The following is a 24991-nucleotide window of genomic DNA, read 5'->3' on the forward strand; positions in this document are numbered from 1 at the left end:
ATTATTTGCTGCAAATTAGTCATAATGCGATAGAAACACACCATGAATGCTTAAAAATAAGCAAGCAAAACCTAGTATTAACGATAAGTAATTCCGTAGCCCATTATATTTCCTGGCTGATGATGTAAATCGTGTATCCCACATAAATCAGCAGAAGTAAACCGGCTTCCCAACGGTCGAGTTTTTTCTTCTTTCCGGTAAACATGGCAATAAACAGCAGTGACGTTCCGAAACACAGCAGCAGCATATCGGTATTGAAAACCGGGTTGTATTCAATGGGACTCAAAAGAGAGCTGACACCAAGAATCAGGAAGATATTGAAGATGTTGGACCCGATGATGTTTCCAACAGCAATATCATTGTTCTTCTTCAGTGCGGCTACGACGGAAGTAGCCAATTCGGGCAATGAAGTTCCCAGGGCAATAATTGTTAGCCCGATAATTTTTTCGCTAACTCCCAAGGCTGTTGCCATACTGACGGCATTGGTAACTACCAGCCGCCCGCCAATCACTAAGCCAGCCATACCAACAAGAATCAAGACCCAAATTTGAAGTGGTTTGAATTGTTTTTGCTCCGGGGCAGCTTCCTGTTTGTCAGTCTTTAGTTGTTTGTATACATAAAATAGAAAAGAGCCAAACAGCGCTAAGAGAATTAGTCCGTCGAGACGGGAAAGGATATGAGCGTTTGGAAACAGCCAATCGTTGGCCAGTACAATGAGCAAGACTGCTGCAAACAGCGAAAGTGGAATCTCTTTCCAAACGGTACTCGATTGCACCACCATGGGGGTGATGAGGCCGGCAAGTCCGAGAATGACAAATAAATTAATGTTGTTACTTCCGATGACATTCCCAAAAACCAGATCGTGGTGTCCTTGAAGGGAGGAGTAAACATTGACGACCAACTCGGGAGCAGAGGTGCCAAAAGCAACGATGGTAAGGCCAATGGCCAAATCTGAAACATGGTACTTTTTGGCCAGGGATGAGGCTCCGCTCACCATCCAGTCAGCACCTTTTATAAGCAACACTAAGCCAACTAACAATAACAAAATCTGCAGGGTCATAATCTGAGTCTAAAATTGATTCTTGTAAAAGCTAGTAACAGTAGCAAAGGTAATCAGTTTGGTCTGCTTTTGGTTTTAGCTTGAAGCCAAAAAAAGCGGAGTTGGTAGAACTCCGCTTTAGCTGTATCTTTTTAGAATGGTAAATCGTCTTGATTATTTGATTCTGGTGGAATATCATCCGGAGTAAATTCAGGAGGTAACATATCCGGAGCTCCGTTGGCTGCCAGACGGTCAATACGCCAGGCGTTGATGTTGTGGTACCAGCGACCATTAAACTCACGCGATTCAACCGAGAAAGAAACATTCACATCTTCGCCGGTATTCAATCCTTCCAGCAGTGATATTTTGTCATTGAACAGTGTAAAACAGATTTGCTTTGGAAACTGACCATCGACTACTTCAATCACAAACTCTTGTTTTTTCCAATCTTTCCCGGCTTTACTCACTCCGGAACTTACGTCTAAGATTTGGTTGATTTTTCCTTTTACTTCTAAACTCATTACTTCAATATTTTTCTGTTGCCAAAAATAGGGATAAAAAAAGACCCCTGAGAAAAAAATTCCAGGGGTTTATTAAAAAGTTTTCAAGAACTGTTTACTTCACAATCTCAAGCAGCTCTACTTCGAAAATAAGGGTTGCATTTGGACCAATGTCAGCACCGGCACCACGAGGGCCATAAGCCAAGTTGCCCGGAATATAAACTTTCCATTTTGATCCGACAGGCATTAGCTGTAAAGCTTCTGTCCATCCCGGAATAACTTGTCCAACTCCAAAAGTAGCAGGCTCACCGCGCTCTACTGAGCTGTCAAATACGGTTCCGTCAATCAGAGTTCCGGTATAGTGAACTTTTACTTGCTGCTCGGCTGTTGGTTTTGGCCCATTGCCTGCTTCAATAACTTCATACTGAAGACCACTTTCGGTTACAGTAACACCTTCTTTTTCTTTGTTGGCGGCTAAAAACTCAGCTCCTTCTTTTTCGTTAGCAACACCTTCTGCTTCAGCCATCTTTTGAAAATAAGACTGGATGAAGGTACGAGCTTCTTCAATGGTCATTTTAGTTTCTTCACCTTTCAGTTGCTTTTCAAAAGCAGTAACTAAAATTTCGGTGTTGAAGTCAGCAGAACCTGTTGATTCCAGCTGTTGTTTGTTTTGATCTCCAACTAAAACACCAATGGCATAACTAGCTGAATCTGCACTTGTGGCCAGGTTTTCGTTACGAGAACCTTGTGGTTGACATGCTGCCAGTACCACTACTGCAGCCAATAAAAAAAGAATTGATTTAAATCTCATGTTTGATTGTTGTAAATATAATTAGACGATTTCCAGTAATTCAACTTCGAAAATAAGGGTGCAGTTTGGGCCAATAGCACCACCAGCACCACGATCACCGTAAGCCAGTTCAGAAGGAACAAACAAGCGCCATTTTGATCCGGTTGTCATCATTTGAAGGGCTTCAACCCATCCTTGAATAACCCCGTTTACCGGGAATGTAGCAGGCTCGCCGCGCTGAACAGAACTATCGAAAACGGTTCCGTCAATCAACGTACCATGGTAGTGACATTTTACCTGATCTGCAGGACCTGGTTTTTCGCCGTCACCTTCTTCCAAAATGGTGTATTGAAGTCCGCTGGCTGTTTCATGAACGCCTTCTTTTGCGCGGTTTTCAGCTAAAAACTGAAGCCCTTGCTCCAGGTTTTCCTTGCCTTGTCCATTTTGTTGTTTTTCCATGAACTCCTGCAAGATTTTATTGGCTTGATCGGGGCTTAACTTCGGTTCTTTTCCCGTGTAAATATCTTCGAGGGCCAGCATGAAATTGCCGGGTTCAATTGTTTTAACTCCAGATTGAATGAGATTGCTTGAAATGCTCAATCCCAATGCATAACTAAATTCTTCCAGTTCTCCTTTAAATTTGTGTTCTGACATAAAATTCTAAATTTTTTTAAGAGCTACGAATATAAGGGAATTTTTGTGATATCCCTGATCCAGATCAGGCTTTCTCGCCCATTAACATTTGTCGTTTTCCAGGAGGGCCCGGAAGCCGGTGCATGAGAAAACCATTTTGCTGCAACGAACGTCGAATAACTCCTTTGGCACAGTAGGTTGTCAGGATTGCTCCGGGCTGGCATTGGGCACTTATTTTACTGAAAATGGCATCGGTCCACAGCTCGGGTTGCTTGTCCGGGGCAAAGGCATCAAAATACACCAGGTCGAAAAAGGGGAATTGTGCAAGATCAACCGAACAAAGGTCGGCTTGCAGCTTGGTCAGCTCAAAGCCTGGAGCAATTTGGACCGGTTTTCCCCATTCACTATGGTGTAAGTTCAAAAAAAGCGACTGGGTTTCTGTATCGTAATTTTGGGCATAGTTCAGCTGGCTGTATTCGGCTTCCGTCAGCGGATACTTTTCAAGTGAATAATAATGAATGGTTTTTTCCTGCCGATTCAACAAGCTTAGCAGGGTATTGAGTCCCGTGCCAAAACCAATCTCCAGAATGTTGATTTCGGTTTTGGTGCAGCGGTTAAGCCCGTTGGCGATAAACACATGCATGGATTCTTGTATGGCCCCGTGTATGGAGTGAAAATGTTCATCCATTTCAGGCAAGTAAAGGGTGTGCGATCCGTCCTCGGTCAGTTTTAGGAATCGTTTCATGGTATGCGTGTTTCAATTATACATTTATTGGAATCAATCAACTTCTGAATTGCTTGTGAAAAGAGTCCGTTCGGATGCTGTGATCGATTTGCTGCGCGCGAATTTCGGCATTTTCTTCTTGGCTTCCACATTTTTATGCTAATTTTGAAAGGCTTTTAACTGATTATTATGCTGATAAAATTATACGAAGAGAATCCGAATCAGCGCGAGATTGAGAAAGTGCTGGAAGTCTTGCGAAATGGAGGAATCATTATTTATCCCACCGATACGGTTTATGGGATTGGTTGTGATATAACCAATGTGAAAGCGGTGGAGAAAATTGCGCACTACAAGAAAGTTCAAATCGAAAAGTCGAACATGTCCTTCATTTGTAGTGATTTGAGCCATTTGTCTGACTACGCCAAACCGATTTCGAATACAATTTTTAAGCTGCTGAAACGAAATTTGCCCGGTCCTTTTACCTTTATTCTGGAGGCTAATTCCAATGTTCCCAAGTACTTTAAAGGGAAAAAGAAGACGGTAGGAATTCGTGTTCCTGACAATAATATCATTCGGGAAATTGTGCACCAGTTGGGCAATCCGATTCTTTCGACTTCAGTTTACGATGAGGATGAAGTGATCGAATACACCACTGATCCGGAGTTGATACACGAAAAATTTGAAGACTTTGCTGACTTGGTTATTGATGGTGGTTATGGAGACAATGTTGCTTCAACCGTTATTGATTGCACCATGGACGTTCCAACCATTGTTCGTCAGGGTAAAGGCGTGGTGCAGGAATAGCAACGCGTCCTATTTTTTCCAGAAAGCTGGTGAGAAAAGTACCAAAACCGTAAATAGCTCCAAGCGTCCAAGCAACATCAGAAACGATAAAAACCATTTTCCGGCCGGGTGCACATGGTGGAAATTCTCCGCCGGCCCAACATTTCCAAGTCCTGGTCCAATATTTCCCAGCGAAGTGGCAACCGCTCCCATGGCTGATTGCAGATCCGGTTCAACCAAGGTGTAAAGAATGGTGCTGAGAAAGAAAATAATGAAGTAGAACATGAAAAAAGCCAGCACGTTGGTGATGATCTGATCGGAAACTGCGCGCCGGTTAAAGCGAACCGGGATAACCGCATTGGGATGCAGCAAGCGGCGAAGTTCGTAATAGCTGTTTTTCATGAGCAAAACAACCCGCATAATTTTGATCCCTCCGCCTGTTGATCCGGCACTTCCTCCGAAAAAGAAAAGCGCAAAGATAATAATGGTCAGGAATGGGGTCCAGGTCAGGTAATCAGCCGTGGCAAAGCCTGTTGTGGTTATGATGGATACCACCTGAAACAGAGCATCTCTAAACGCCAGTTCAAAATCCAGTTGGGTAGAAATGAGCAGTCCGCTAAAGATGATGGCCGTAAAGCCTACAATAAAAAGAATGTAATATTTAAATTCTTCGTTTTTATAAACTTTTTCAAACTTTCCATGAATGGCCAGATAGGAGAGGGTGAAATTGGTTCCGGCCAAGAACATGAAAAAGATGATAACATACTGAATAAATGGTGACGACCAATAGGCTACGGATGCTTGTTTGGTAGAATAACCACCGGTAGCCATTGTAGTGAATGAATGGTTAATGGCATCGAATAAGGTCATTCCGCCAGCCCATAAAAGCAGGGTTTCCAGAATGGTAAATCCCAGGTAAATAATCCATAAACTCTTGGCTGTTTGTCGAATTCGGGGGCTGATTTTGTCGGGCGTTGGTCCCGGAACCTCAGCAGCAAACAGCTGCATTCCTCCAATTCCGAAAATGGGTAAGATGGCTAAAGATAATACGATAATTCCCATTCCACCAAGCCATTGGGTCATGCTTCGCCAAAATAGGATTCCATTGGGAAGCGATTCAATGTCATTTAAAATGGATGATCCGGTAGTGGTAAAACCGGACATGGTTTCGAAAAAGGCATTGGTCAAGTCAGGAATTGAATGGCTAAACAGGTAAGGCAAACTGCCGAAAAAGGAAAAGACCACCCACACCAAACTAACGATCACGAATCCTTCGTGTTTCCCAATTTTCTTTTCGGCTTTCCGTGTTGACAGCAAAGCCAAAGAGCCTACTGCAATACTGATGAGTGCTGATTTTAATAAGGCAAATAGTCCGGCATCCTGGTAGATGGCAGAGATGCTCATTGCAATTAGCATCGAGACCCCTTCAACCACCAATAAAAAACCCAAAACACGAAAAACTATCTTGAAATTGAGCATAGCTTGGTCGAATTACTTGAAATATTTATCCAGTTTTTGAATGGCTGATGGTAAGGCGAAAACAACTACCTTATCGTTTTCCTGAATGTGCGTATCTCCTTTGGCTACGAAGCCTTTTACTCCTCTGATGTAGCCTCCGATGATGGCATCACTGGGGAATTCCAGATCTTTAATGGGGTGCTCGGTAATTCGGGAGCCTTCCTTGGCAATGAACTCAAAAACTTCGGCGTCGGAGGCTGTCAGACATTTAGCCTGTGCCACTTTAGCGCCTAGTGTATATTTGTAAATGTAACTGGCTGCAATTAATTTTTTATTGACCAGGCTACCAATGTCCATATTCTCAGCAATGCCCATAAAGTCAATGTTTTCTACTTCGGCAACCGTTCTTTTTACGCCAAGGCTTTTGGCCAGGTGGCACGATAGAATGTTGGTTTCCGAGTTGCCTGTAACAGCAATGAAGGCATCCATTCGCTCAATCCGCTCTTCTTTCAATAATTCCAGGTTTCGGCCATCACCTTGAATAACCAGTATGTTTTCAAAACGGTCGGCTACTTGCTGACTCCGGATTTTGTCACTCTCAATTACTTTTATGTTGTAGCTGTCGCCCAGGCGTTCAACCGTTTTTTGAGCGATTCGGCTACCCCCCAGGATCATGACGTTGCGAACAGCAAAAATCTCTTTCCCGGCCAATTCAAAAACCCGGTTTTGGTTGGCACGTGTAGTAATGAAAAAGACAATGTCTCCGTTGTGAATACAGTCTTTCCCGTTAGGAATAATCGTTTCACTTTCACGGTTGATGGCCACTGCCCGAATATCAGAGTTGATAGATGTTAACTCCTCAAGTGACTTATTTAGAATGGGGGCATTCTCGCGGATTTTAATTCCCATCAGGGTGAGTTTCCCCTGCGAAAATTCAATCATTTGGCGGGTTCCCACCTGTTTAATTGAAGAGGCAATTTCTTTGGCGGCCAAACTTTCCGGATAAATAAGCTCATCAACCCCCAGTGTCCGTAGCTTTTCCTTGTACTTTTCGGTCAGGTATTCTCCTTGATTGATTCGGGCGATGGTGCGCTGAACGCCCATATCCTTGGCTTGAACACAGGCGAAAATGTTACGCTCTTCATAAGGCGTTACCGCAATAAACAGATCGGCTTTAGCCAGTCCCGTTTCTTTTAAATCACGAAACGAATTGGCGTAGCCTGTGACGGTCAGCAGATCAACTTGACTGGAAATGTGATAAAGTTTATCCGCATCTTCATCCATCAATACAATGTCATGGTTCTCCTTGCTCAGCATCTTGGCAAGGTGTGTTCCAACTTCGCCGGCACCTACAATAACAACCTTCATATCTCGTTACTCTTTATTCTAAAATTCAGCCCGGTAAAGAAAGGTATAAAAACAACAATTTCCATGTATTTGAACTTGTTTTTCGGCCCGATGAGCCTAACGTTAACATTATGTTATCGGTTGCTCGGTTTAAGGTCAGCCACTAAAGCTTGTCGGACCTTCAGATTAGCCAAGTTCAAAGTCTCTTCTTTTACCAGTACTGAATCAATTTTTGTGTCCCAAATCGGGGATGTGTTGTTTGGTAGCATCCCTTGTTTTGTCCGTTGCTTAAACATCTTGTTCGATTGGTTAACATTACGTTTATGGTAGTGGAAAGTTTGATCTATGAAAACAATTAATGCCTCGTCAATAATTAAATCGTCGCTTTGGTATTGCTTGCAGGAGTCGAGGTGAATAAGGATGGGTGGCTCCAGATTCAGAGCATTGATTACGGGCTGAAGATTCTGTTGGTTTGGCGTCTCATTGGAAGTTTGAATCAAGTAGTTTGTTCTTCCATTTATGAGGTGGATGTCATTATTGTCAGCATAGACAATAAACTTTTGCTGATTGAAGGTTTGTAGTTTTTGAAAGAAGCCAGCCAGAAAGAAACCGCCTAAAAGAATCACGGACGTGAAGAAAAAAGCTTTTCGCTTGAGTTTAATGAAAAAGAGAAGGCAACCTCCCATAGTAAGCAGGAGCAGCAGTTGTGGGCTGGACAAGCTGATATTTTCAATCAATGAAAAAGGGAGTTGCTCAATTTGACGAAGCAGAAACGTGGTGGCAAAAGTAATTGTAGAAACGAGGCTTGCGAGAATTTCGGCAAGATAGCTGATTGGCGAAAAAATAAAGAACAGAAAGGTTCCGCCTAAAATGAGATAAGCGGCCGGAATTACCAGAAAGTTGCTGAGCCAGAAATACACCGGAAACTGATTGAAGTAATAGATGGATAAAGCGAATGTTCCGAGTTGGGCAGCCAGCGAAACACAAAATAGCTGCCACAGTTTTTTGGTTAGCTTGTGGCGGGGCTTAGCCAACGACTCGAGGCGAGGAAAGAAAAATACAATGCTGGTAACTGCTGCATACGACAGTTGAAAGCCAACTTCAAACAATAAATTGGGGTTGAACAGTAGTAAAATAAAGGCAGATGCTGCAATGGAATTGTAAATGGCTGCCGGGCGTTGCAGGCTGCTTCCAATCAAAATAAAGCTGAACATGACGGTTGCCCGTTGTACCGATGGCGAAAAACCGGTAAGCAAGGCATAAAACCACAGCAAGAGTCCGATGGCCAGCACATAGAACAGTCTTCCGAAGCGTGACCGTTTTAAAAAGCCCAGAAGGCTGGAGAGGAAAAGGTAAATCATGCCGACATGCAAGCCTGAAACTGCCAATACGTGCATGGCTCCGGTAGATGCAAAGTAGGAGCGGGTTTCCGGAGACAACTCCTTGCGATACCCCAGGGTCAAGGCTGAAATAACTTGCAGCGACTCTTTGTTTTTGATGTAGCTCCTAAGTAAGTTAATCATGGTCGATCGTAAGTGTTCAGCCTGCAATAGCAGCGACTTGCTGTTGCCTTTTTGAATCCGGATATAATTTCTAGCTGAAATGTACGTACTGTAATATATCTGGCGGTTGGCCATAAACTTTTGATAGTCAAATCCGTAAGGAGTGCCCTGGTTTCGGATGGCTTGTAACCGGCATTTTGCAACCAGCTGGTCGCCGGGCTGGAGTTGATTCACCGAATCTGTTTTTTCGAAATAAGCCAAAATGGTTTCGTTGTGGTAGGCGGCTGAGTCGGCCCGGTGGATCTTTAGCTTTGCCTGGTAGGAGTTGGGTTTCTCTGTCGGGAATTCAAGAAGTGTTGCAAGGATGTGCTGGTGTTGGTCTGGAGCAGTAATTTTGGGAGGTGGAACTGTATAAGAGGAAAAGGTTACAAGGCTGATGGCCAGCAATGAGGAGAGGTAGAGATCGAAAGGATAGGTTTTTGTTTTTAGCTTGAGCAGGCAGAAGAGTGCGGAGACAAAAAGCAGTGCCCATAAACCCAGCTTGAAGGGTGGGAAATAGTTGCCAATCAGTAAGCCGATTAGCCAAAAACTCAAGATTCGGGTGAATGGGTTATTGGTGAAAAAAGTCACAGCCTTTTGTTTTCAGACTTTTACGGCAGGCTGTCTTTTTCGGTTTGTAAAATATGAATTTATTTCATGAAGGGTGCCAAAAGAAGGGGAAAACCCCCTCTTTCAGCCTATGAGCTTACTTCTTGCCCGGCAAAACAATGCGGTAAGAAGTCTTTACTTTTCCTTTTGAAATAGCTGTCAACTTTCCTTTCAACATGCGTTTTTTCAACGGAGAAAGGTAATCGATCAGTAAAATACCATCCAGGTGATCATATTCATGCTGAATGACACGAGCGGCGAAACCACCATATTCTTCGATGTGTTCTTCCAGGTTTTCATCCAGGTATTTGATTTTTACTCGTTCCGGACGACTAATATCTTCACGGATTTCGGGCAAACTCAGACAGCCTTCATTCATCACCCATTCGTCGCCGGTGCGTTCCAGAATTTCGGGATTGATAAAGGCTTTTTTGAAGCCTTCCAGTTCGGGTTCGTCTTCGTCAGCAGCTGAGCTGGCATCAACGACAAAGATGCGCAGCGATTTGCCAATTTGCGGAGCGGCCAGGCCAACGCCATCAGAGTGGTACATGGTTGCATACATATTGTCAACCAGCTCTTTTAATTCTTCAGAGTTGGTGTCAATTGGTTCGGCTACTTTACGTAAAAGTGGATCGCCGTATACGGTTACCGGATAAATCATGATCTGTATTTTTGTTGTTCCATATATGATTGAAGGATAATTGTTGCACTTACGGCATCAATCGTTCCTTTGTCTTGTCTGTCTTTCTTTTTCACCCCTGCATCAATCATGGTCTGAAAAGCCATTTTGGAGGTGAAACGTTCGTCAACTTGCTCAATGGGCATATCCGGATAAAGCTTCTGAAAACGCTTTAAAAACGGATTGATATACTGAACGGCTTCAGAGGGTTCATTGTTCATCTGAAGCGGATAGCCGATAATCACTTTTTCAACGTTTTCCTGCTGAAAATAATCTTTCAAGAAATCAAAAATCAGATGAGTCCGAACCGTAGTTAGTTTTGTGGCAATAATTTGCAGCGGGTCAGTAACTGCAAGCCCAACCCGTTTTTTCCCATAATCAATTGCCAGAATTCTTCCCATTGGTATAAAATTTTGTGCAAAATTAATATTCTCCGGGCAGAAAAAAAGTAGAAGCGTAAAAAACATCGAATTGAGAAGGGGCTGTACGCGGCTGTTTTTTAGTGCGATGTAGCTTTGGCACGCCGTTTGCTTCTTTGGGGCAACTGATTACCGGTAAATACAGGCACCAGCACAATGATGTTAAACTTAAAAACTGGAAGCCATGAAAACACGAAATAAACAACTGATTGCTTTGATGATTACACTGGCAGCAGTGATGACAGGAGTTAATGCAGAGGCGCAACGCCGAGAAACAGGTAACGAGATAAATCATACACGCAAGGAAGTTCGTCAGCTAAAGAAGAACAAGCATTTTAAGGATAAACGGGCTTGTAGTAGTTATGCGAAGAAAAGTAAATTGAGACATTCGAAACATGCCTACAAGCACCCCAACTGGAAAGCATCGCAGAAGAAGGCCCATCACTCAAAGCACTGGGCTAAGCAAAACAGCTACAGTAAAAAGTATGCTTATCATCATCCGAGCTATGGGCAGGTTTACCGCCGGTTTTATGCTGACCCCGTTCGGATTCATCACCATCAGCACGGTAATTATTATTTCTTTGGAGGACATTATTACAGGCACTACCGTGGAGTAGGTTATGTGCGGGTTGAAATTCCGGGGCAGGTTGTTTTTGCCCATTTGCCCGTTCAATGTGAACAGGTTCGTGTAGGACCTTCTGTGTATTACCGCTCGGGCAATTTATATTTTGAATCGTATAATCACGGATATCGCCTGGCGCCATCCATCAATATTCAACTTTCGGCTCATTTTTAAGCGCAATAAACTCAATCAATTTTGAAGCCATTCGTCTTTTGTGACGGATGGCTTTTTTTGTTAATTCGAATCAGGAGTGATGAACAATGATAGCTCCGGCCTTCTGCATTTCCTGCCAGGCTTTTTCTTCATCGCCTGGCTGGGCATTTACCGCGGCAACAGCTTCTTTTACCACAAAGGTTTGGAAGCCTGCTTTCAAGGAATCGAAAACGGTATTTTTAACACAGTACTCCGTTGTTAGTCCACAAATATAGAGCTGGTCTACCTGCTTTTCATTGAGGTAGTTGGTGAGTTCAAGGTTGGTGGCTTCAAAAGCGGAATAGCCGTCATCGCTGTTGCGGGTGCCTTTTAAAAGTACCGTTTCAATTTTTTGGTGATGAAGCTCTTCAGGGAAGGCTGCTCCAGCGGAATCGGCCAGGCAATGAACCGGCCATTTTTGAAAGTGAATGGAGTCTTGCGGATGCCAGTCTTTGGAAGCAATTACCAAATCAAACTGATCAAGGAGGGCGTTGACCACAGGGATGATGGTTCGCCCTTTGGCTGCGGGAAGCGCACCTCCGGGTAAGAAATCATTTTGCAAATCAACAATCAAAAGTGCTTTCATAGTCGTTAAGGTGTTTATGAATTGAATGAATCCTTTTTTAAATATTGTTTGGCCATCTCGTTGCGGGCATCCTGTAACTTCTGACTGATTCCGACCTTATAAACATGCGGGTTTAAGAAGCGTTTGTGCTCTTCAGGGAGCTGCAGAAGACGTGACTTGGTATAAGCCGCATTTGCTGCTGGTGTTTGTAGTTGAAGGGTGATTGTTCCCTGATTCATTACTTGCTGGATTAACTCTTCGCTTTGGCAGCCCGAAATGTCTTTGTGCTTCCCAGCTTCGGTGGGATGATAAATCTGATCGTATGCTTGTTCATGGGCAAGGGAAATTCCATCGGCGCAGAAAAGATTATCCTGATCAATGAACCGATGAATGTTTTTCACGCCGGGAAGTGTCATCTTAGCCAGGTTTTCAGATACTTTAATGGAAGGTTTTTCGTCGTAGAATGCAAGTTTGTAAACGCCATCCAGTGCCGCATCCGATTTTCCGGTAGCCAGCGAAGTTCCTACTCCAAAAACATCAATGGGCGCCCCTTGTGCCAGTAAACTTTGAATGATATTTTCATCCAATTGGTTTGAAGCAACAATTTTAACCATGTGCAGGCCGGCTTCATCCAGCATTTGGCGTGCTTTTTTGCTGAGGTAGGTCAGATCGCCGCTGTCAAGCCGTATGCCGGCTAGCTGGTGTCCTTGTGCGCTGAGTTCACGTGCGATGGTAATCGCATTGGGAATGCCGCTTTTTAAGGTGTTGTAGGTGTCAACCAACAAGACGCATTCTTCCGGAAAAAAACGTGCATAAGTGCGGAAGGCTTCCAGTTCATCATCAAAACTTTGAATCCAGGAATGCGCCATGGTTCCGCTGCTGTCGATTTTGAAATGATAAGCGCTGTAAACGTTGGATGTTTTATCAAACCCACCGCTGATGGCTGCTTTGCTGGCATGGATTCCTCCCAGGCCCTGTGCGCGTCGTAAGCCAAATTCCAACAGCACACGGTCGCCGGCAGCCAGGCGCATGCGGCAGGCTTTGGTCGCAATCAGCGATTCGAAATTCAAGATATTTAAAAGTAAAGTTTCAACCAGCTGGGTTTCAATGATGGTTCCTTCTACCCGTAATGCGGGTTCATTGGGGAAGATTAATTCACCCTCTTTGACAGAATAGATGTTTCCCTGGAAGGAAAACTGACTGAGGTAGTCAATAAAGCTTTCATCAAATCCAAGGCTTTTTAAATAAGTTAACTCCGTTGGTGAAAAGCGAAATTTTTGGATCATTTCCAAGACTGACGATAAGCCGGAGAAAACAACGAAACTTCCTCCAAAAGGTGCTTTTCTGAAAAAATAGTCGAAACTGGCTTGCTTTTCATGGCGTTGGCTTAAAAAGTAGCCTTGTGCCATGGTCAGTTCGTAATGGTCGGTATAAAGTCCGGTGGTTGATGGAAACGAAAGCATAAGTAACAATTTTTAGTTCACGAATCAATTCTGCAAAGACCTTGCAAAATACGCATAAAATCAGCGATAAACCAGATGGGGCCCATGATGTGTGGGAACCGAACTCTGGGTAGGGAAGAAATACAGCCTTGGAGTGTGGATTTTTTACCTCAAAAGGTGGAGCTTTCCATACATGGTCTGAAGTAATTTCTGAAGGAGCTGATTAGTGGCTAGATTTGATTTATTGTATTGTTGATTAGTGTTTTAGATGGGTTTTGTTTGGTTTTGAGTTTTCGAGTTAAACGATTCGGCACCAGCTTTGATGTAGAGTGGACTAGCAATTTCAAGTTACTTTAAAAATATAAAACTATGAAGATTAATAAAGCACATGCCTATTGGCAGGGAAATTTGAAAGAAGGAAACGGACGTATGCAGTTTGAAAACAGCGACACGGAATTTCCATTTAGTTTTAAATCCAGGTTTGAGGATGGTGTGGGTGCCAATCCTGAAATGCTGATTGGTTCAGCTCATGCCGGTTGCTTCTCCATGGCCTTTTCAAATATTCTGGCAGGAGAAGGCTACAAGCCTGTGGAGGTGAAAACTGTTGCCAGTATAAAACTGGATATGGTCGACGGCGGTTTTAAAATTACTGAAAGCCACCTGGATGTTGTGGCTGAAGTGGAAGGTATTGCTGAAGATACTTTTCAGGAGTTGGCAACCAAGGCCAAAGAAAACTGCCCGGTTTCGCAGGCGCTTGCAGCTATCAAAATTACCATGAACGCCCAATTGAAGAAATAGAAAATTAATCAGGACAGGAACCGGAAAGACTTTCCGCTTTCTTGTTTTCATAACAGACCGATTGAAAAAGCCGCTTCAGTATTGCTGAAACGGCTTTTGTTATAAAATCAGTTTATAAATTAGTTGCGGTGCTTAATGTTGGCTAAAGCTGCCGCAACACGTGCGATAGGCACCCGGTAGGGTGAGCAGCTGACATAGTCAAGATTAACGCTGTCGCAGAATTCTACAGAGCTTGGTTCTCCTCCATGCTCGCCGCAGATACCAACTTTTAAGTTAGGTTTGGCTGAGCGTCCTTTGTCAACTCCCATTTGCACCAACTGCCCAACCCCATTCCGGTCAAGTACCTGGAAGGGGTCTTGCTTTAAGATACCATTTTCAAGGTAAACGGGCAGGAATTTTCCAGCATCATCGCGGGAGTATCCCAGTGTCATTTGGGTCAGGTCATTGGTTCCGAAAGAGAAGAAGTCAGCCTCGGCCGCAATATGATCAGCGGTTAAGGCGGCACGTGGAATTTCAATCATTGTACCCACGAGGTAGTCAATCCGATCACCTTTTTCTTCAAAGACCTTTTCGGCTGTTGAGCGAATGATATCAGCCTGGTTTTTCAATTCGGCAACGGTTCCAACCAGTGGCACCATAATTTCCGGACGGGCATCTACACCTTTTGCTTTTAGATTTAGGGCAGCCTCAATAATGGCACGGGCCTGCATGGCTGTAATCTCAGGATAAGTGATTCCCAGGCGGCAGCCACGGTGTCCCAGCATGGGGTTAAATTCTTCCAGATCTGAAATTTTGGACTTAACAGCTTCAATGGAGATACCCATTTCTTTGGCCAGCTCTTTTTGAGTAGCTTGCTGGTGAGGAACAAACTCGTGTAATGGCGGATCCAACAGGCGTACCGTAACACCATAACCTTCCATGGCTTCAAAAATTCCTTCGAAATCTTCCCGTTGGTAGGGCAGAAGTTTGGCCAGTGCTTTTTCACGTCCTTCTTTTGTCGACGACAGAATCATTTCGCGCATGGCTTTGATTCGAGCGCCTTCAAAGAACATGTGCTCGGTCCGACAAAGGCCAATTCCCTGAGCTCCGAAATTGCGGGCTACCTGGGCATCATGTGGGGTGTCGGCATTGGTGCGAACGGTCATCCGGGCAAATTTATCCGAAAGATCCATCACTTTTCCAAAATCACCACCAAGGTCAGGGTTCATGGTTTTTACTTTTCCTTCATAAACCTGACCTGTTGTTCCGTTTAGCGAGATCCAGTCACCTTCCTTGAATTCTTGTCCATTAATGTTCATTATCCGGGACTTGTAGTTGATTTTAACAGCTCCGGCTCCGGAAACACAGCATTTCCCCATACCACGGGCCACTACAGCCGCGTGTGAGGTCATGCCTCCGCGTGCGGTTAAAATACCACGGGCAATATTCATTCCTTCCAAATCTTCGGGCGATGTTTCAATCCGCACAAGAATGGAGTTCTCGTATTGCGAAGCTTCATCGGCAAAGAAAACGATCTGGCCGGTTGCAGCTCCGGGTGAAGCCGGAAGTCCTTTGGCCAGCACTTGGGCACTTTGAAGCGCTGTGGTGTCAAATACCGGGTGAAGCAACTCATCCAGTTTGTTCGGTTCAATGCGTAGCAGGGCTGTTTTTTCATCAATCATGCCTTGTTCCAGCATGTCAACCGCAATTTTTACCATGGCCGCTCCGGTACGTTTTCCGTTTCGGGTTTGCAGCAACCAGAGTTTACCATCCTGAATCGTGAATTCAAGATCCTGCATGTCTTTATAATGGTCTTCAAGTTTTTCCTGAATGTCCATCAGTTCTTTGTACAGGGCAGGCATGGTTTCTTCAAGCGATGGAAACTCTTTTTGGCGCACTTCTTCGCTTACTTCAGCCAATTCGGCCCAGCGCTTACTGCCTTCAAGGGTAATTTGCTGAGGTGTACGTGTTCCGGCAACCACATCTTCACCTTGTGCATTGATCAGGTATTCACCATTGAAAATGTCTTCGCCGGTAGCGGCATCGCGCGTAAAGGCCACGCCGGTAGCTGATGTTTCTCCCATGTTTCCATAAACCATGGCCTGAACGTTTACCGCAGTTCCCCATTCAGCAGGGATATTATTCAGCTTGCGGTAGTAAATGGCACGTTCGTTCATCCAGCTGTCAAATACCGCAGAAACTGCTCCCCAGAGTTGTTCCCATGGATCATCCGGAAAACTTTTGCCGGTAACTTTAAGCACGGCTTCTTTAAAACGGATGACCAGTAATTTTAGGTCGGCTGTGGTAAAGTCGGTATCCAGTTCAATGCCTTTTTCTTCTTTCAGATCTTCCATGATGGCCTCGAACGGATCGATGTCTTCCTTGCTTTCCGGTTTCATGCCTAAAACAACATCGCCGTACATTTGAACAAAGCGACGGTAAGAGTCCCAGGCAAAGCGCTCATTGCCTGATTTTTGAGCAATCCCTTGCACGGCCAGATCATTTAGTCCGAGGTTCAATACGGTGTCCATCATGCCGGGCATGGAAACCCGGGCTCCGGAGCGAACCGAAACGAGACAGGGATTGTCTTTGTCTCCGAATTTGGTGTGGGTAAGTTCTTCAATAAGAGCGACAGCCTCTTCAACTTCTTTTTTAATCGTTGAAACTGCTGCATCGTGGCCCTGCTGCGTATAAATGGTACAAACTTCCGTTGTAATTGTAAAGCCAGGAGGAACAGGCACTCCAATAAGATTCATCTCTGCCAGGTTTGCTCCTTTTCCTCCAAGGAGGTTCTTCATGCCGGCTTTACCTTCGGCTTTACCGTTTCCAAACGTATAAACATACTTTGTCATAAAACGTTTTTTGTGGGTTAGTTAAAATAATATCTATTCAATTAGTGTTTATTCTTTTTGCTCACCATACAAAAATGGGGAATACTATTCTTATTTTTCAATCAGAAAGCGTGTTCTACAGCCTTTTTTAGCACTTTGTACCGTATTTTTACTTCAATTAGCTTAGGTGGTTATAAATATATGAAAAACAGAATAAATGTCACTTCCTTTCTATTCTAAAATTAGGGTAGAAGCTGAAATAGAACTCTTAACATTTATTAACGTTGGTTGAAGGTTCTTAACTATAAATCAGCCTACATTTGTAGTGTTAGTTTTAATAAAGAGACAAGTAATTTTTTTCATAGAGATAGGTTTGGTTAAGTTAGAAAAAGGATGGTCCCAGCCATCCTTTTTTTTATGCTTATCTGTCAAAAATGCTTGTAGATAGCATCCCACCAGTAATTTTTTCCTGTAAAATCATTTCGTTAAGACAAAATGTCTCATTCGACTGGATTTCTTAATTTTGGTTAGCTTCTTGCTTGTAGTCTAGCAGTTAAGAAAAAAGGAGGAACCTATGAATTTTAATAATTTTACGATCAAATCGCAGGAAGCCTTGCAGCATGCGTTTGAGGTTGCTCAGGCAAATCATCAACAAGCCATTGAAAACGGCCATGTGATGAAAGGATTGTTGCATGCAGCAGAAAATGTGACTGGATTTTTACTGAAAAAACTAGGGGTAAATACCGGTATTTTTCAGCAAGCACTTAATAAAATAATTGAATCGTACCCCAAAGTAAGTGGCGGCGAGCAATACTTGTCGGCCAATACGAATAAGGCGCTTCAGAAATCAATTGATATTTCGCGGAAAATGGGCGATGAGTTTGTCTCTGTTGAGCATATCCTGATGGCTTTGCTGGAGACGGGCGATACTGTTTCATCGCTGATGAAGGATAGTGGCGTTGGACGGAAGGAGCTGAATGCCGCCGTTGCCGAACTTCGCAAAGGAGCCAAGGTTGAGAGTCAGACTGCTGAAGATCAGTTTAACTCATTGAATCGCTTTGCGGTCAACTTGAATGAGAAAGCGCGCAGTGGCAAGCTGGATCCGGTTATTGGACGGGATGATGAAATCCGGCGGATCTTGCAGATTTTGTCGCGGAGAACCAAAAATAATCCCGTACTGATTGGGGAGCCCGGTACCGGGAAAACGGCTATTGCTGAAGGGCTGGCCCATCGAATTGTACGGGGGGATGTTCCGGAGAACCTGAAATCGAAACAATTGTTTTCCCTGGATATGGGTGCTTTGATTGCCGGAGCCAAGTACAAAGGCGAGTTTGAAGAGCGCTTGAAAGCCGTGGTGAATGAAGTTGTGAAGTCGGATGGGGAAATCATTTTGTTTATTGATGAGATTCACACCCTGGTGGGTGCAGGAAAAAGCGATGGCGCCATGGATGCCGCAAACATCTTGAAACCGGCATTGGCCAGGGGCGAACTGCGTGCTATTGGTGCAACAACTTTAAACGAGTATCAAAAATACTTTGAAAAAGATAAAGCCCTGGAACGCCGCTTTCAGATTGTGATGGTGAATGAGCCGGACACGCTGAGTGCCATTTCTATTCTTCGAGGCTTGAAGGAGCGTTATGAGGGACATCATAAGGTGCGCATCAAAGACAATGCGATTATTGCGGCTGTTGAATTGTCTCAACGCTATATATCAGATCGCTTTTTGCCTGACAAGGCCATTGACCTGATGGATGAAGCCGCGGCGAAGCTGCGTTTGGAAATGGACTCGGTGCCGGAAGAACTGGATGAAATTGAACGTCGGATTAAGCAACTCGAAATTGAACGTGAGGCGATAAAGCGTGAAAAAGACGAAGGCAAACTGGCTTTGCTGAATGAAGAAATTGCCAATTTGAAAGAAGAGCAATCGCGCTATCGGGCTCAGTGGGAAATGGAGAAATCATTGATCGACCAGATTCAGCAGAATAAAACCAATATTGAGAATTTCAAGTTCGAAGCAGAGCAGGCTGAGCGTTCAGGTGATTATGGCAAGGTAGCCGAAATCAGGTATGGGAAGATTAAAGAGGCCGAAGAAGCCATTGTGCATTTACAGGAAGAATTGCAGAAAATTCAGGGTGATTCGTTGATTAAAGAGGAAGTGGATGCGGAAGATATTGCCGATGTGGTGGCCCGCTGGACCGGGATTCCGGTTGCTAAAATGTTGCAAAGCGAACGCGAAAAGCTCTTGCACCTGGAAGAAGAATTGCACAAACGCGTGGTAGGGCAGCAGGAAGCCATTCATGCGGTGGCCGATGCGGTGCGCCGCAGTCGCGCGGGCTTGCAGGACGAAAAACGTCCGATTGGCTCGTTTATTTTCCTGGGAACTACCGGTGTGGGAAAAACCGAGTTGGCCAAAGCACTGGCAGAATACCTGTTTGACAATGAGAATATGATTACCCGGATTGATATGTCTGAGTACCAGGAAAAATTCTCGGTTACAAGGCTTATTGGTTCGCCTCCGGGTTATGTTGGGTATGATGAAGGTGGTCAGTTGAGTGAAGCTGTGCGCCGGAAGCCTTATTCCGTAGTGCTGTTTGACGAAATTGAGAAGGCCCATCCCGACGTGTTTAACGTCTTACTGCAAGTGCTTGACGACGGGCGTTTGACCGACAACAAGGGACGGACAGTGAACTTTAAGAATACCATCATCATCATGACGTCAAATTTGGGATCGCAGATTATTCAGGAAGGTTTTGAGCGGATGAATGAGGAAAACAAGGGCGAGATTTACGAGCAGACCCGCGAAGCCATCTTTAACTTGCTTCGGAAAACCATTCGTCCTGAATTTCTGAACCGGATTGATGAAACAATCATGTTCACGCCTTTGTCACGCGAAGATGTCAAAGAGATTGTGAAAATTCAATTCGACCGGATTGTGAAACGCTTGAGTAACCAGGATTTGAAAATTGAAATTTCAGATGAGGCTGTTTCCTGGTTGGCGACCATCGGTTATGATCCGCAATACGGAGCTCGCCCGGTGAACCGCTTACTGCAGAAGTATGTGCTGAATGAGCTGTCAAAACGAATTTTGGCAGGCGATGTTCGGGTTGACCAGACCATCCGGATTGTGATGGAAGAAGATGAGTTGAAGTTCAAAGGCATGTAAAAAAAACGAAGAGGCATTTTTCTGTAAAATGCCTCTTTTTTATGCTAGTTGATCCATCACTTCCTGAAGTTCCAGTTCGGCTTGGCCAATAACCAGATCAAACTCACTGATGTAGTCGGGATACGATTCAATATCTTCCAGTTTCTGGGTTTTTAGTTGCAGCTCTTTCAGCTTCCATCCCAAATCTTCCATTCCAAAGGTCATAACGGATGATTTGGCTTTGTGTGCCAACTCGCCAAGCTCTTTATATCTTTTATGGCTTAGATGTTCGTGTAGGCCAATCTTAAATTCAGGAAGTTGATCAAAAAACAAGGTGATAAATTCTTTCAAAATATCATCCTGACCTCCTGTAATCTCTTTTAGATAGTCTAAATTGGTGTATCTTTTTTCAGGCATAGCTCTGTACATCAGTTAAAACATGCAATTATAGGTAAATTTTGGCTATTATGCCAGAGGTTAAACGGGTAGTTCTGTTTTAGTTGCTGTTTCCTGCTTATTGAGCGTTTGTTTGTAAGGTAGTGTTTGGTCAAAATGTTGAGGGAAGCTGTGTTTTGCTGATCAAATCAGAAAGGAAAAAGGCTGGGGGAGTGGTCTTGTTTTCAGAATGAGTGGAGCAATGGTTGAGTGGTTTTTGGGACAAATAGTTCTTAACGGTTTTACGGAGTAAAATCAACAGTGAAACATCATTAATGGCATATCAATGACGTTTGGTCGTCAGATGTTACGTTCAGGCTTGTGCTGGTCAGGCAGGAATCAAATTGCTGAACGTGTCTAGGAAAACTTACGCAGGGCCTCTCTTAACTCCAGGTCTGCCGCTTGTGTTACAGACTCAAACTCTTCAACATACTTGGGGTATGAATCGAGCCCAATTTGTTTGTAGGTCTTCGCATGAAGAATTCGTAGGTTGTGAGACAAGTCAAACATGCCAAAGGTCAGCACCGATGAGTTGGCCATTCGCGCCAAATTTCCCAGCTCTTTCCATTGTTTGTTGTCGAGGTAGCGTCTAAAATCTCTCCGAAATTTGGGAATTTGCTCGAAATACAACTGGATGAATTCTTTCATAATTTTAGCCTCTCCTCCTGTGGCTTTCTCCAGATACCTTAAGTTGGTCAATCGTTTGGTTTTCATAGTTATTCTTTATTGGTGGAACTAGAAAGATACAACATCTGACAGTAATTTCATATAATAGTTGCTATACAGCAGTATTTTTCTGATATTCCTCATGAAAAAGCGGTGGCATAAGCTCTATTTTTACCAATTCAAACTAAGAAATCAATGAAAAAAACAGCTTTAAATCAACTCCATAAGCAAGCAGGAGGGAAGATGGTTGAATTTGCAGGCTATGAAATGCCGGTGGAATTCAGCGGAATTAAAGATGAACATTTAACAGTCAGAAACGGTGTTGGCGTTTTTGATGTTTCTCATATGGGGGAGTTTTGGGTAAAAGGGCCTAAAGCTGCCGCCTTGGTACAGAAATTAACCACAAACGATATCTCCAAACTTCGGATGGGGCAGGCCCAGTACACTTGTTTTCCCAATGGAAAAGGGGGCATTGTGGATGATTTACTGGTTTATTATTACGAGCCGGAGAAGTATCTGCTGGTCGTCAACGCTTCCAATATTGAAAAAGACTGGGATTGGGTGGTTAGTCAAAACCAAGAGGGAGCCGAACTGGAAAATGCTTCAGACCGAATCAGCCTGCTGGCCATTCAAGGTCCCAAAGCCATGGAAGTACTGCAAAAGCTGACCCGGGTTAACCTTAGCGATATCCCGTTTTACACCTTTGTAACCGACGAGTTTGCGGGGATCGACGATGTCATCATTTCAGCAACCGGTTATACAGGTTCTGGTGGTTTTGAGCTGTATTTTGACAATGCACATGCCGAGGCCATATACAAGGCTATTTTTGAAGCCGGAGAAGAGTTTGGCATTAAACCGATTGGCTTGGGTGCCCGCGATACGCTGCGTTTGGAAATGGGATTCTGCCTGTATGGCAACGATATTGACGACACCACTTCGCCAATCGAAGCTGGTCTGGGATGGATTACCAAGTTCAATGAAGACAATGACTTTATTGACAAGGAATTGCTGTCGGTTCAAAAAACGGAAGGCGTTGAACGCAAGTTAAGAGGCTTTGAAATGATTGATCGTGGCATTCCGCGCCATGGCTACGAACTGACTGACCAGAACGGCGTGGTTATCGGACAAGTTACTTCCGGTACCCAGTCGCCCATGCTAAATAAAGGCATTGGAATGGGCTACGTTGCCAAGGAATATTCTGCTTTCGGAACAGAAATTTATGTGAAAGTACGGACGAAATTATTAAAAGCAAAGGTAGTTAAAGTACCTTTTGTAAGTCTTCAATAAGGGGATTGACTTACTTGTTACTAATCTTTAAACCCACTACACCAGTGGGTTTTTTTGTGTCCTGAAGCCAACGTGCCCTGCAGGAATAAAACCTATGAAGAAGTATAAAAACTTGATGCAGAATGCTGTTCTGGTCATGCAGAATTTAAAAATGGAGTTGCAGAATTGTGATATGGGCTTGCAGAAGGCGTATTTGCTTTTGCAGAACCATTCTGCAAAAGCAAATACGCCTTCTGCATAGCAATTTATGCTACAGGAATAGTGGGAAAGGGTAGTATGGCTTTAAAATTGAAACCAGGAAGGGGTAAAATTTAACAAATAGACAATTTGCCGGAATTGTTGAGCTTAATTCTGATTTATTTTGAATAGAGCTTTATCTTTGCTCTCCGAACCCTTATTGGACACGATGAATACGAAAAAACGCTCGCTGGAAGTTTGTTTGACTCCGGCTATTTACGATAAACATGCCAAAGACGAAAACATCGTGGTGGTGATTGATGTGCTGCGTGCCACTTCATCGATCTGCACGGCGTTTGCCAATGGTGTTAAATGTTTGATACCAGTTGCCACGGTTGAAGAAGCCCGCCAAAAGAAAGAGGAGGGCTACATTGTGGCTTCCGAGCGCGATGGCTACGTGCTGGACTTTGCTGATTTTGGCAACTCACCATTCAATTTCACCCCCGAAAAAGTGAAAGGCAAAGAAATTGTGTACTCCACTACAAATGGCACCCGCTGCATCCACATGGCCAGTCATTCGCGCGAAGTGGTGATTGGTTCATTTTTGAACTTGTCGGCATTGGCTGATTATTTGATTCAGCAGGATGCACCGGTTCTTATTTTTTGCGCATCGTGGAAAGACCGCTTTAGCCTGGAAGATACCGTTTGTGCCGGCGCTTTAGCCGAGCTGTTGCTGGCATCCGATAAGTACGAAACCATTTGTGATGCTGTAACTGCATCGATGGATTTATGGTCGGTAGCAAAAAACAACCTGGATGCTTACAGCCAGAAAGCTGCGCAGAAGGGACGTCTGGCCTCCAAAGGACTGGATGATTGCATCGGTTTTTGCCATCAGTTGGATTTTACCAGCCTGATCCCATATTACACCGATAGCATGCTGCTCGCCAAAAGCCCGGGCATTAATGGCAAGTCGCAAGCTGCTGAATGATATCAGCAGGGAAGTCAGTGTCTTAAATAATAATGTTTTATAACCTGTATTTGAAGCAGGTGGACTGATTTTTCTCAGATATCCGGCAGACAATTTTCCGTTAATTTGATAGGAATACGTAATTTTAAAAACAAAATATAATTTAAACCCTTTTAAAATAGACCCAATATGAAGAAGCATAATTTTTCAGCCGGACCTTCAATTTTACCACAATTTACTATTGAGAAGACAGCTGAAGCCATTAAAGACTTTGCAGGAACCAATCTTTCTGTGATGGAAGTATCGCATCGTGGGAAAGAGTTCATTGCCGTAATGGATGAAGCGCAGGCTTTGTTTCGTGAACTGTTGAATATTCCTGAAGACTATTCGGTCTTGTTTCTTGGTGGTGGTGCTTCAATGCAGTTTTGCATGGTGCCTTACAACCTGATGAAAAGCAAGGCGGCTTACCTGAATACAGGAGCCTGGTCGGCTAAAGCCATCAAAGAAGCAAAATTCTTTGGAGAGGTGGTTGAAGTAGCTTCTTCAAAAGATACGGTTTACAACTACATTCCGAAAGATTTTGAAATTCCGGCGGATGCTGATTACTTCCACTTCACATCAAACAACACCATTTACGGAACGCAAATTCGCAAGGATTTTGATTTGGATATTCCGGTTATCTGCGACATGTCGTCCGATATTTTCTCTCGTCAGATTGACGTTTCAAAATATGGAATCATTTACGGTGGTGCCCAGAAAAACCTGGCTCCGGCAGGGGTGGCTTTCGTTATTGTTAAAAATGAATTGCTTGGAAAAGTAGACCGCCCAATTCCAACCATGCTGAACTATCAAACACATATTGATGGGGGCTCCATGTTTAACACGCCTCCGGTAGTACCAATTTACGCAGCCTTGCAAACCCTGAAGTGGTTGAAAGACAATGGCGGCATTGCAGCTATGGAAAAAATTAACGAAGAAAAGGCTGCCCTTCTTTATGATGAAATTGACCGCAATCCTTTATTTAAAGGAACGGTATTGAATAAAGAAGACCGTTCATTAATGAATGTTTGCTTCATCATGAATGATGGCTACGAAGCGTTGGAAAAAGAATTCTTCGACTTTGCCACCGCACAAGGAATGTCTGGAATTAAAGGACACCGCTCAGTTGGTGGTTTCCGGGCTTCAATCTACAATGCCATGCCTAAAGAAAGCATTCAGGCCTTGATTGATGCCATGCAGGCCTTCGAGAAAAAGCATGTAAAATAGTTCTTTTAAAATAGGAAGGTGAACGGTCGTTTGCCTTCCACTTTTTCAAAGTCATTTAAAGCATGAGGTACGGCTAAAGCAATCAAGGGATTGCTTCGAT

The 24991-nt window shown here is 43.8% G+C and carries 23 protein-coding genes; 8 read left to right on the forward strand and 15 right to left on the reverse strand.

Annotated features, from left to right (window positions below; translation table 11 throughout):
* Positions 1-103: 103 nt before the first annotated feature.
* The 5 genes from Q1A18_RS05455 to mnmD all read right to left on the reverse strand — a co-directional run bounded on the left by Q1A18_RS05455 (position 104) and on the right by mnmD (position 3707).
* A complete protein-coding gene (locus tag Q1A18_RS05455) occupies positions 104-1060 on the reverse strand; it encodes a calcium/sodium antiporter (RefSeq protein WP_299577916.1) in 957 nt (318 codons plus the stop codon).
* 131 nt (positions 1061-1191) lie between these two features.
* The gene (locus Q1A18_RS05460) at positions 1192-1560 is read right to left on the reverse strand and encodes a DUF3127 domain-containing protein (RefSeq protein WP_299577917.1); all 369 of its coding nucleotides are present in this window, start codon (positions 1558-1560) and stop codon (positions 1192-1194) included.
* A 94-nt stretch (positions 1561-1654) separates the two neighbouring features.
* Complete coding sequence (locus Q1A18_RS05465; protein ID WP_299577918.1) at positions 1655-2350, reverse strand: FKBP-type peptidyl-prolyl cis-trans isomerase; 696 nt, start codon at positions 2348-2350, stop codon at positions 1655-1657.
* Between the two features lie 21 nt (positions 2351-2371).
* The gene (locus Q1A18_RS05470) at positions 2372-2983 is read right to left on the reverse strand and encodes an FKBP-type peptidyl-prolyl cis-trans isomerase (protein ID WP_299577919.1); all 612 of its coding nucleotides are present in this window, start codon (positions 2981-2983) and stop codon (positions 2372-2374) included.
* A gap of 64 nt (positions 2984-3047) precedes the next feature.
* Positions 3048-3707: a tRNA (5-methylaminomethyl-2-thiouridine)(34)-methyltransferase MnmD gene (mnmD, locus tag Q1A18_RS05475; RefSeq protein WP_299577920.1), complete on the reverse strand. Its 660-nt coding sequence runs from the start codon at positions 3705-3707 to the stop codon at positions 3048-3050.
* Between the two features lie 168 nt (positions 3708-3875).
* Here mnmD and Q1A18_RS05480 point away from each other — a divergent pair, with 168 nt between their 5' ends.
* Positions 3876-4490 carry an L-threonylcarbamoyladenylate synthase gene (locus Q1A18_RS05480; protein ID WP_299577921.1) on the forward strand — a complete coding sequence of 205 codons (615 nt, stop codon included), beginning with the start codon at positions 3876-3878 and terminating at the stop codon, positions 4488-4490.
* A 9-nt stretch (positions 4491-4499) separates the two neighbouring features.
* On the opposite strand, the gene Q1A18_RS05485 is transcribed toward Q1A18_RS05480, so the two are convergent.
* From Q1A18_RS05485 to ruvX, 5 genes are all read right to left on the reverse strand, one after another.
* Positions 4500-5885, reverse strand: coding sequence for a potassium transporter TrkG (locus Q1A18_RS05485; RefSeq protein ID WP_299577922.1), 1386 nt, complete (start codon positions 5883-5885; stop codon positions 4500-4502).
* Positions 5886-5960: 75 nt separating this feature from the next.
* Positions 5961-7295 carry a Trk system potassium transporter TrkA gene (gene trkA, locus Q1A18_RS05490; protein ID WP_299577923.1) on the reverse strand — a complete coding sequence of 445 codons (1335 nt, stop codon included), beginning with the start codon at positions 7293-7295 and terminating at the stop codon, positions 5961-5963.
* A 113-nt stretch (positions 7296-7408) separates the two neighbouring features.
* A complete protein-coding gene (locus tag Q1A18_RS05495; protein WP_299577924.1) occupies positions 7409-9406 on the reverse strand; it encodes a ComEC/Rec2 family competence protein in 1998 nt (665 codons plus the stop codon).
* A 115-nt stretch (positions 9407-9521) separates the two neighbouring features.
* Positions 9522-10085 carry a peptide deformylase gene (def, locus tag Q1A18_RS05500; protein WP_299577925.1) on the reverse strand — a complete coding sequence of 188 codons (564 nt, stop codon included), beginning with the start codon at positions 10083-10085 and terminating at the stop codon, positions 9522-9524.
* Complete coding sequence (gene ruvX, locus Q1A18_RS05505) at positions 10082-10504, reverse strand: Holliday junction resolvase RuvX (protein WP_299577926.1); 423 nt, start codon at positions 10502-10504, stop codon at positions 10082-10084. The genes def and ruvX overlap by 4 nt, the downstream gene beginning before the upstream one ends.
* A gap of 202 nt (positions 10505-10706) precedes the next feature.
* Here ruvX and Q1A18_RS05510 point away from each other — a divergent pair, with 202 nt between their 5' ends.
* Positions 10707-11318, forward strand: a complete 612-nt coding sequence (locus Q1A18_RS05510) for a hypothetical protein (protein WP_299577927.1) — start codon at positions 10707-10709, stop codon at positions 11316-11318.
* A gap of 70 nt (positions 11319-11388) precedes the next feature.
* Here the strand turns inward: Q1A18_RS05510 and Q1A18_RS05515 are convergent, their stop codons facing one another.
* Both Q1A18_RS05515 and Q1A18_RS05520 read right to left on the reverse strand, forming a co-directional pair.
* The gene (locus Q1A18_RS05515; RefSeq protein ID WP_299577928.1) at positions 11389-11922 is read right to left on the reverse strand and encodes an isochorismatase family protein; all 534 of its coding nucleotides are present in this window, start codon (positions 11920-11922) and stop codon (positions 11389-11391) included.
* Positions 11923-11936: 14 nt separating this feature from the next.
* Positions 11937-13364 (reverse strand): nicotinate phosphoribosyltransferase, encoded by a 1428-nt coding sequence (locus Q1A18_RS05520; protein ID WP_299577929.1) that lies wholly within the window; start codon positions 13362-13364, stop codon positions 11937-11939.
* A 348-nt stretch (positions 13365-13712) separates the two neighbouring features.
* On the opposite strand from Q1A18_RS05520, the gene Q1A18_RS05525 reads away from it, so the two are divergent.
* On the forward strand, positions 13713-14141 hold the full coding sequence (locus Q1A18_RS05525; protein WP_299577930.1) for an OsmC family protein: 429 nt from the start codon (positions 13713-13715) through the stop codon (positions 14139-14141).
* A 119-nt stretch (positions 14142-14260) separates the two neighbouring features.
* On the opposite strand, the gene ppdK is transcribed toward Q1A18_RS05525, so the two are convergent.
* Positions 14261-16972 carry a pyruvate, phosphate dikinase gene (ppdK, locus tag Q1A18_RS05530; RefSeq protein ID WP_299577931.1) on the reverse strand — a complete coding sequence of 904 codons (2712 nt, stop codon included), beginning with the start codon at positions 16970-16972 and terminating at the stop codon, positions 14261-14263.
* Positions 16973-17525: 553 nt separating this feature from the next.
* Here ppdK and clpB point away from each other — a divergent pair.
* Positions 17526-20114, forward strand: a complete 2589-nt coding sequence (gene clpB, locus Q1A18_RS05535; RefSeq protein WP_299577932.1) for an ATP-dependent chaperone ClpB — start codon at positions 17526-17528, stop codon at positions 20112-20114.
* A gap of 39 nt (positions 20115-20153) precedes the next feature.
* On the opposite strand, the gene Q1A18_RS05540 is transcribed toward clpB, so the two are convergent.
* A complete protein-coding gene (locus tag Q1A18_RS05540; RefSeq protein ID WP_299577933.1) occupies positions 20154-20510 on the reverse strand; it encodes a hypothetical protein in 357 nt (118 codons plus the stop codon).
* A gap of 375 nt (positions 20511-20885) precedes the next feature.
* Entirely contained in the window at positions 20886-21242 is a 357-nt protein-coding gene (locus Q1A18_RS05545; RefSeq protein WP_299577934.1) for a hypothetical protein, read from the reverse strand.
* Positions 21243-21389: 147 nt separating this feature from the next.
* Between Q1A18_RS05545 and gcvT the strand changes: the two genes are divergently transcribed.
* From gcvT to serC, 4 genes are all read left to right on the forward strand, one after another.
* Positions 21390-22481 (forward strand): glycine cleavage system aminomethyltransferase GcvT, encoded by a 1092-nt coding sequence (gcvT, locus tag Q1A18_RS05550; RefSeq protein WP_299577935.1) that lies wholly within the window; start codon positions 21390-21392, stop codon positions 22479-22481.
* 94 nt (positions 22482-22575) lie between these two features.
* On the forward strand, positions 22576-22722 hold the full coding sequence (locus tag Q1A18_RS05555; RefSeq protein ID WP_299577936.1) for a hypothetical protein: 147 nt from the start codon (positions 22576-22578) through the stop codon (positions 22720-22722).
* Between the two features lie 165 nt (positions 22723-22887).
* The gene (locus Q1A18_RS05560; protein ID WP_299577937.1) at positions 22888-23646 is read left to right on the forward strand and encodes a 2-phosphosulfolactate phosphatase; all 759 of its coding nucleotides are present in this window, start codon (positions 22888-22890) and stop codon (positions 23644-23646) included.
* Positions 23647-23814: 168 nt separating this feature from the next.
* On the forward strand, positions 23815-24891 hold the full coding sequence (gene serC, locus Q1A18_RS05565) for a 3-phosphoserine/phosphohydroxythreonine transaminase (protein ID WP_299577938.1): 1077 nt from the start codon (positions 23815-23817) through the stop codon (positions 24889-24891).
* Positions 24892-24991 lie beyond the last annotated feature (100 nt).

Source organism: uncultured Sunxiuqinia sp., assembly GCF_947495665.1.
GTDB lineage: Bacteria > Bacteroidota > Bacteroidia > Bacteroidales > Prolixibacteraceae > Sunxiuqinia > Sunxiuqinia rutila.

What these genes read in the sequence shown, in the direction of transcription:
- Q1A18_RS05470 (WP_299577919.1), bottom strand. Translation starts at nt 2,983, where the DNA reads ATGTCAGAACACAAATTTAAAGGAGAACTGGAAGAATTTAGTTATGCA.
- ppdK (WP_299577931.1), bottom strand. Translation starts at nt 16,972, where the DNA reads ATGACAAAGTATGTTTATACGTTTGGAAACGGTAAAGCCGAAGGTAAA.
- Q1A18_RS05520 (WP_299577929.1), bottom strand. Translation starts at nt 13,364, where the DNA reads ATGCTTTCGTTTCCATCAACCACCGGACTTTATACCGACCATTACGAA.
- Q1A18_RS05560 (WP_299577937.1), top strand. Translation starts at nt 22,888, where the DNA reads ATGAATACGAAAAAACGCTCGCTGGAAGTTTGTTTGACTCCGGCTATT.
- gcvT (WP_299577935.1), top strand. Translation starts at nt 21,390, where the DNA reads ATGAAAAAAACAGCTTTAAATCAACTCCATAAGCAAGCAGGAGGGAAG.
- Q1A18_RS05480 (WP_299577921.1), top strand. Translation starts at nt 3,876, where the DNA reads ATGCTGATAAAATTATACGAAGAGAATCCGAATCAGCGCGAGATTGAG.
- Q1A18_RS05545 (WP_299577934.1), bottom strand. Translation starts at nt 21,242, where the DNA reads ATGAAAACCAAACGATTGACCAACTTAAGGTATCTGGAGAAAGCCACA.
- Q1A18_RS05540 (WP_299577933.1), bottom strand. Translation starts at nt 20,510, where the DNA reads ATGCCTGAAAAAAGATACACCAATTTAGACTATCTAAAAGAGATTACA.
- Q1A18_RS05465 (WP_299577918.1), bottom strand. Translation starts at nt 2,350, where the DNA reads ATGAGATTTAAATCAATTCTTTTTTTATTGGCTGCAGTAGTGGTACTG.
- Q1A18_RS05485 (WP_299577922.1), bottom strand. Translation starts at nt 5,885, where the DNA reads ATGCTAATTGCAATGAGCATCTCTGCCATCTACCAGGATGCCGGACTA.
- serC (WP_299577938.1), top strand. Translation starts at nt 23,815, where the DNA reads ATGAAGAAGCATAATTTTTCAGCCGGACCTTCAATTTTACCACAATTT.
- trkA (WP_299577923.1), bottom strand. Translation starts at nt 7,295, where the DNA reads ATGAAGGTTGTTATTGTAGGTGCCGGCGAAGTTGGAACACACCTTGCC.
- clpB (WP_299577932.1), top strand. Translation starts at nt 17,526, where the DNA reads ATGAATTTTAATAATTTTACGATCAAATCGCAGGAAGCCTTGCAGCAT.
- ruvX (WP_299577926.1), bottom strand. Translation starts at nt 10,504, where the DNA reads ATGGGAAGAATTCTGGCAATTGATTATGGGAAAAAACGGGTTGGGCTT.
- Q1A18_RS05555 (WP_299577936.1), top strand. Translation starts at nt 22,576, where the DNA reads ATGAAGAAGTATAAAAACTTGATGCAGAATGCTGTTCTGGTCATGCAG.
- Q1A18_RS05455 (WP_299577916.1), bottom strand. Translation starts at nt 1,060, where the DNA reads ATGACCCTGCAGATTTTGTTATTGTTAGTTGGCTTAGTGTTGCTTATA.
- def (WP_299577925.1), bottom strand. Translation starts at nt 10,085, where the DNA reads ATGATTTATCCGGTAACCGTATACGGCGATCCACTTTTACGTAAAGTA.
- mnmD (WP_299577920.1), bottom strand. Translation starts at nt 3,707, where the DNA reads ATGAAACGATTCCTAAAACTGACCGAGGACGGATCGCACACCCTTTAC.
- Q1A18_RS05510 (WP_299577927.1), top strand. Translation starts at nt 10,707, where the DNA reads ATGAAAACACGAAATAAACAACTGATTGCTTTGATGATTACACTGGCA.
- Q1A18_RS05460 (WP_299577917.1), bottom strand. Translation starts at nt 1,560, where the DNA reads ATGAGTTTAGAAGTAAAAGGAAAAATCAACCAAATCTTAGACGTAAGT.
- Q1A18_RS05525 (WP_299577930.1), top strand. Translation starts at nt 13,713, where the DNA reads ATGAAGATTAATAAAGCACATGCCTATTGGCAGGGAAATTTGAAAGAA.
- Q1A18_RS05515 (WP_299577928.1), bottom strand. Translation starts at nt 11,922, where the DNA reads ATGAAAGCACTTTTGATTGTTGATTTGCAAAATGATTTCTTACCCGGA.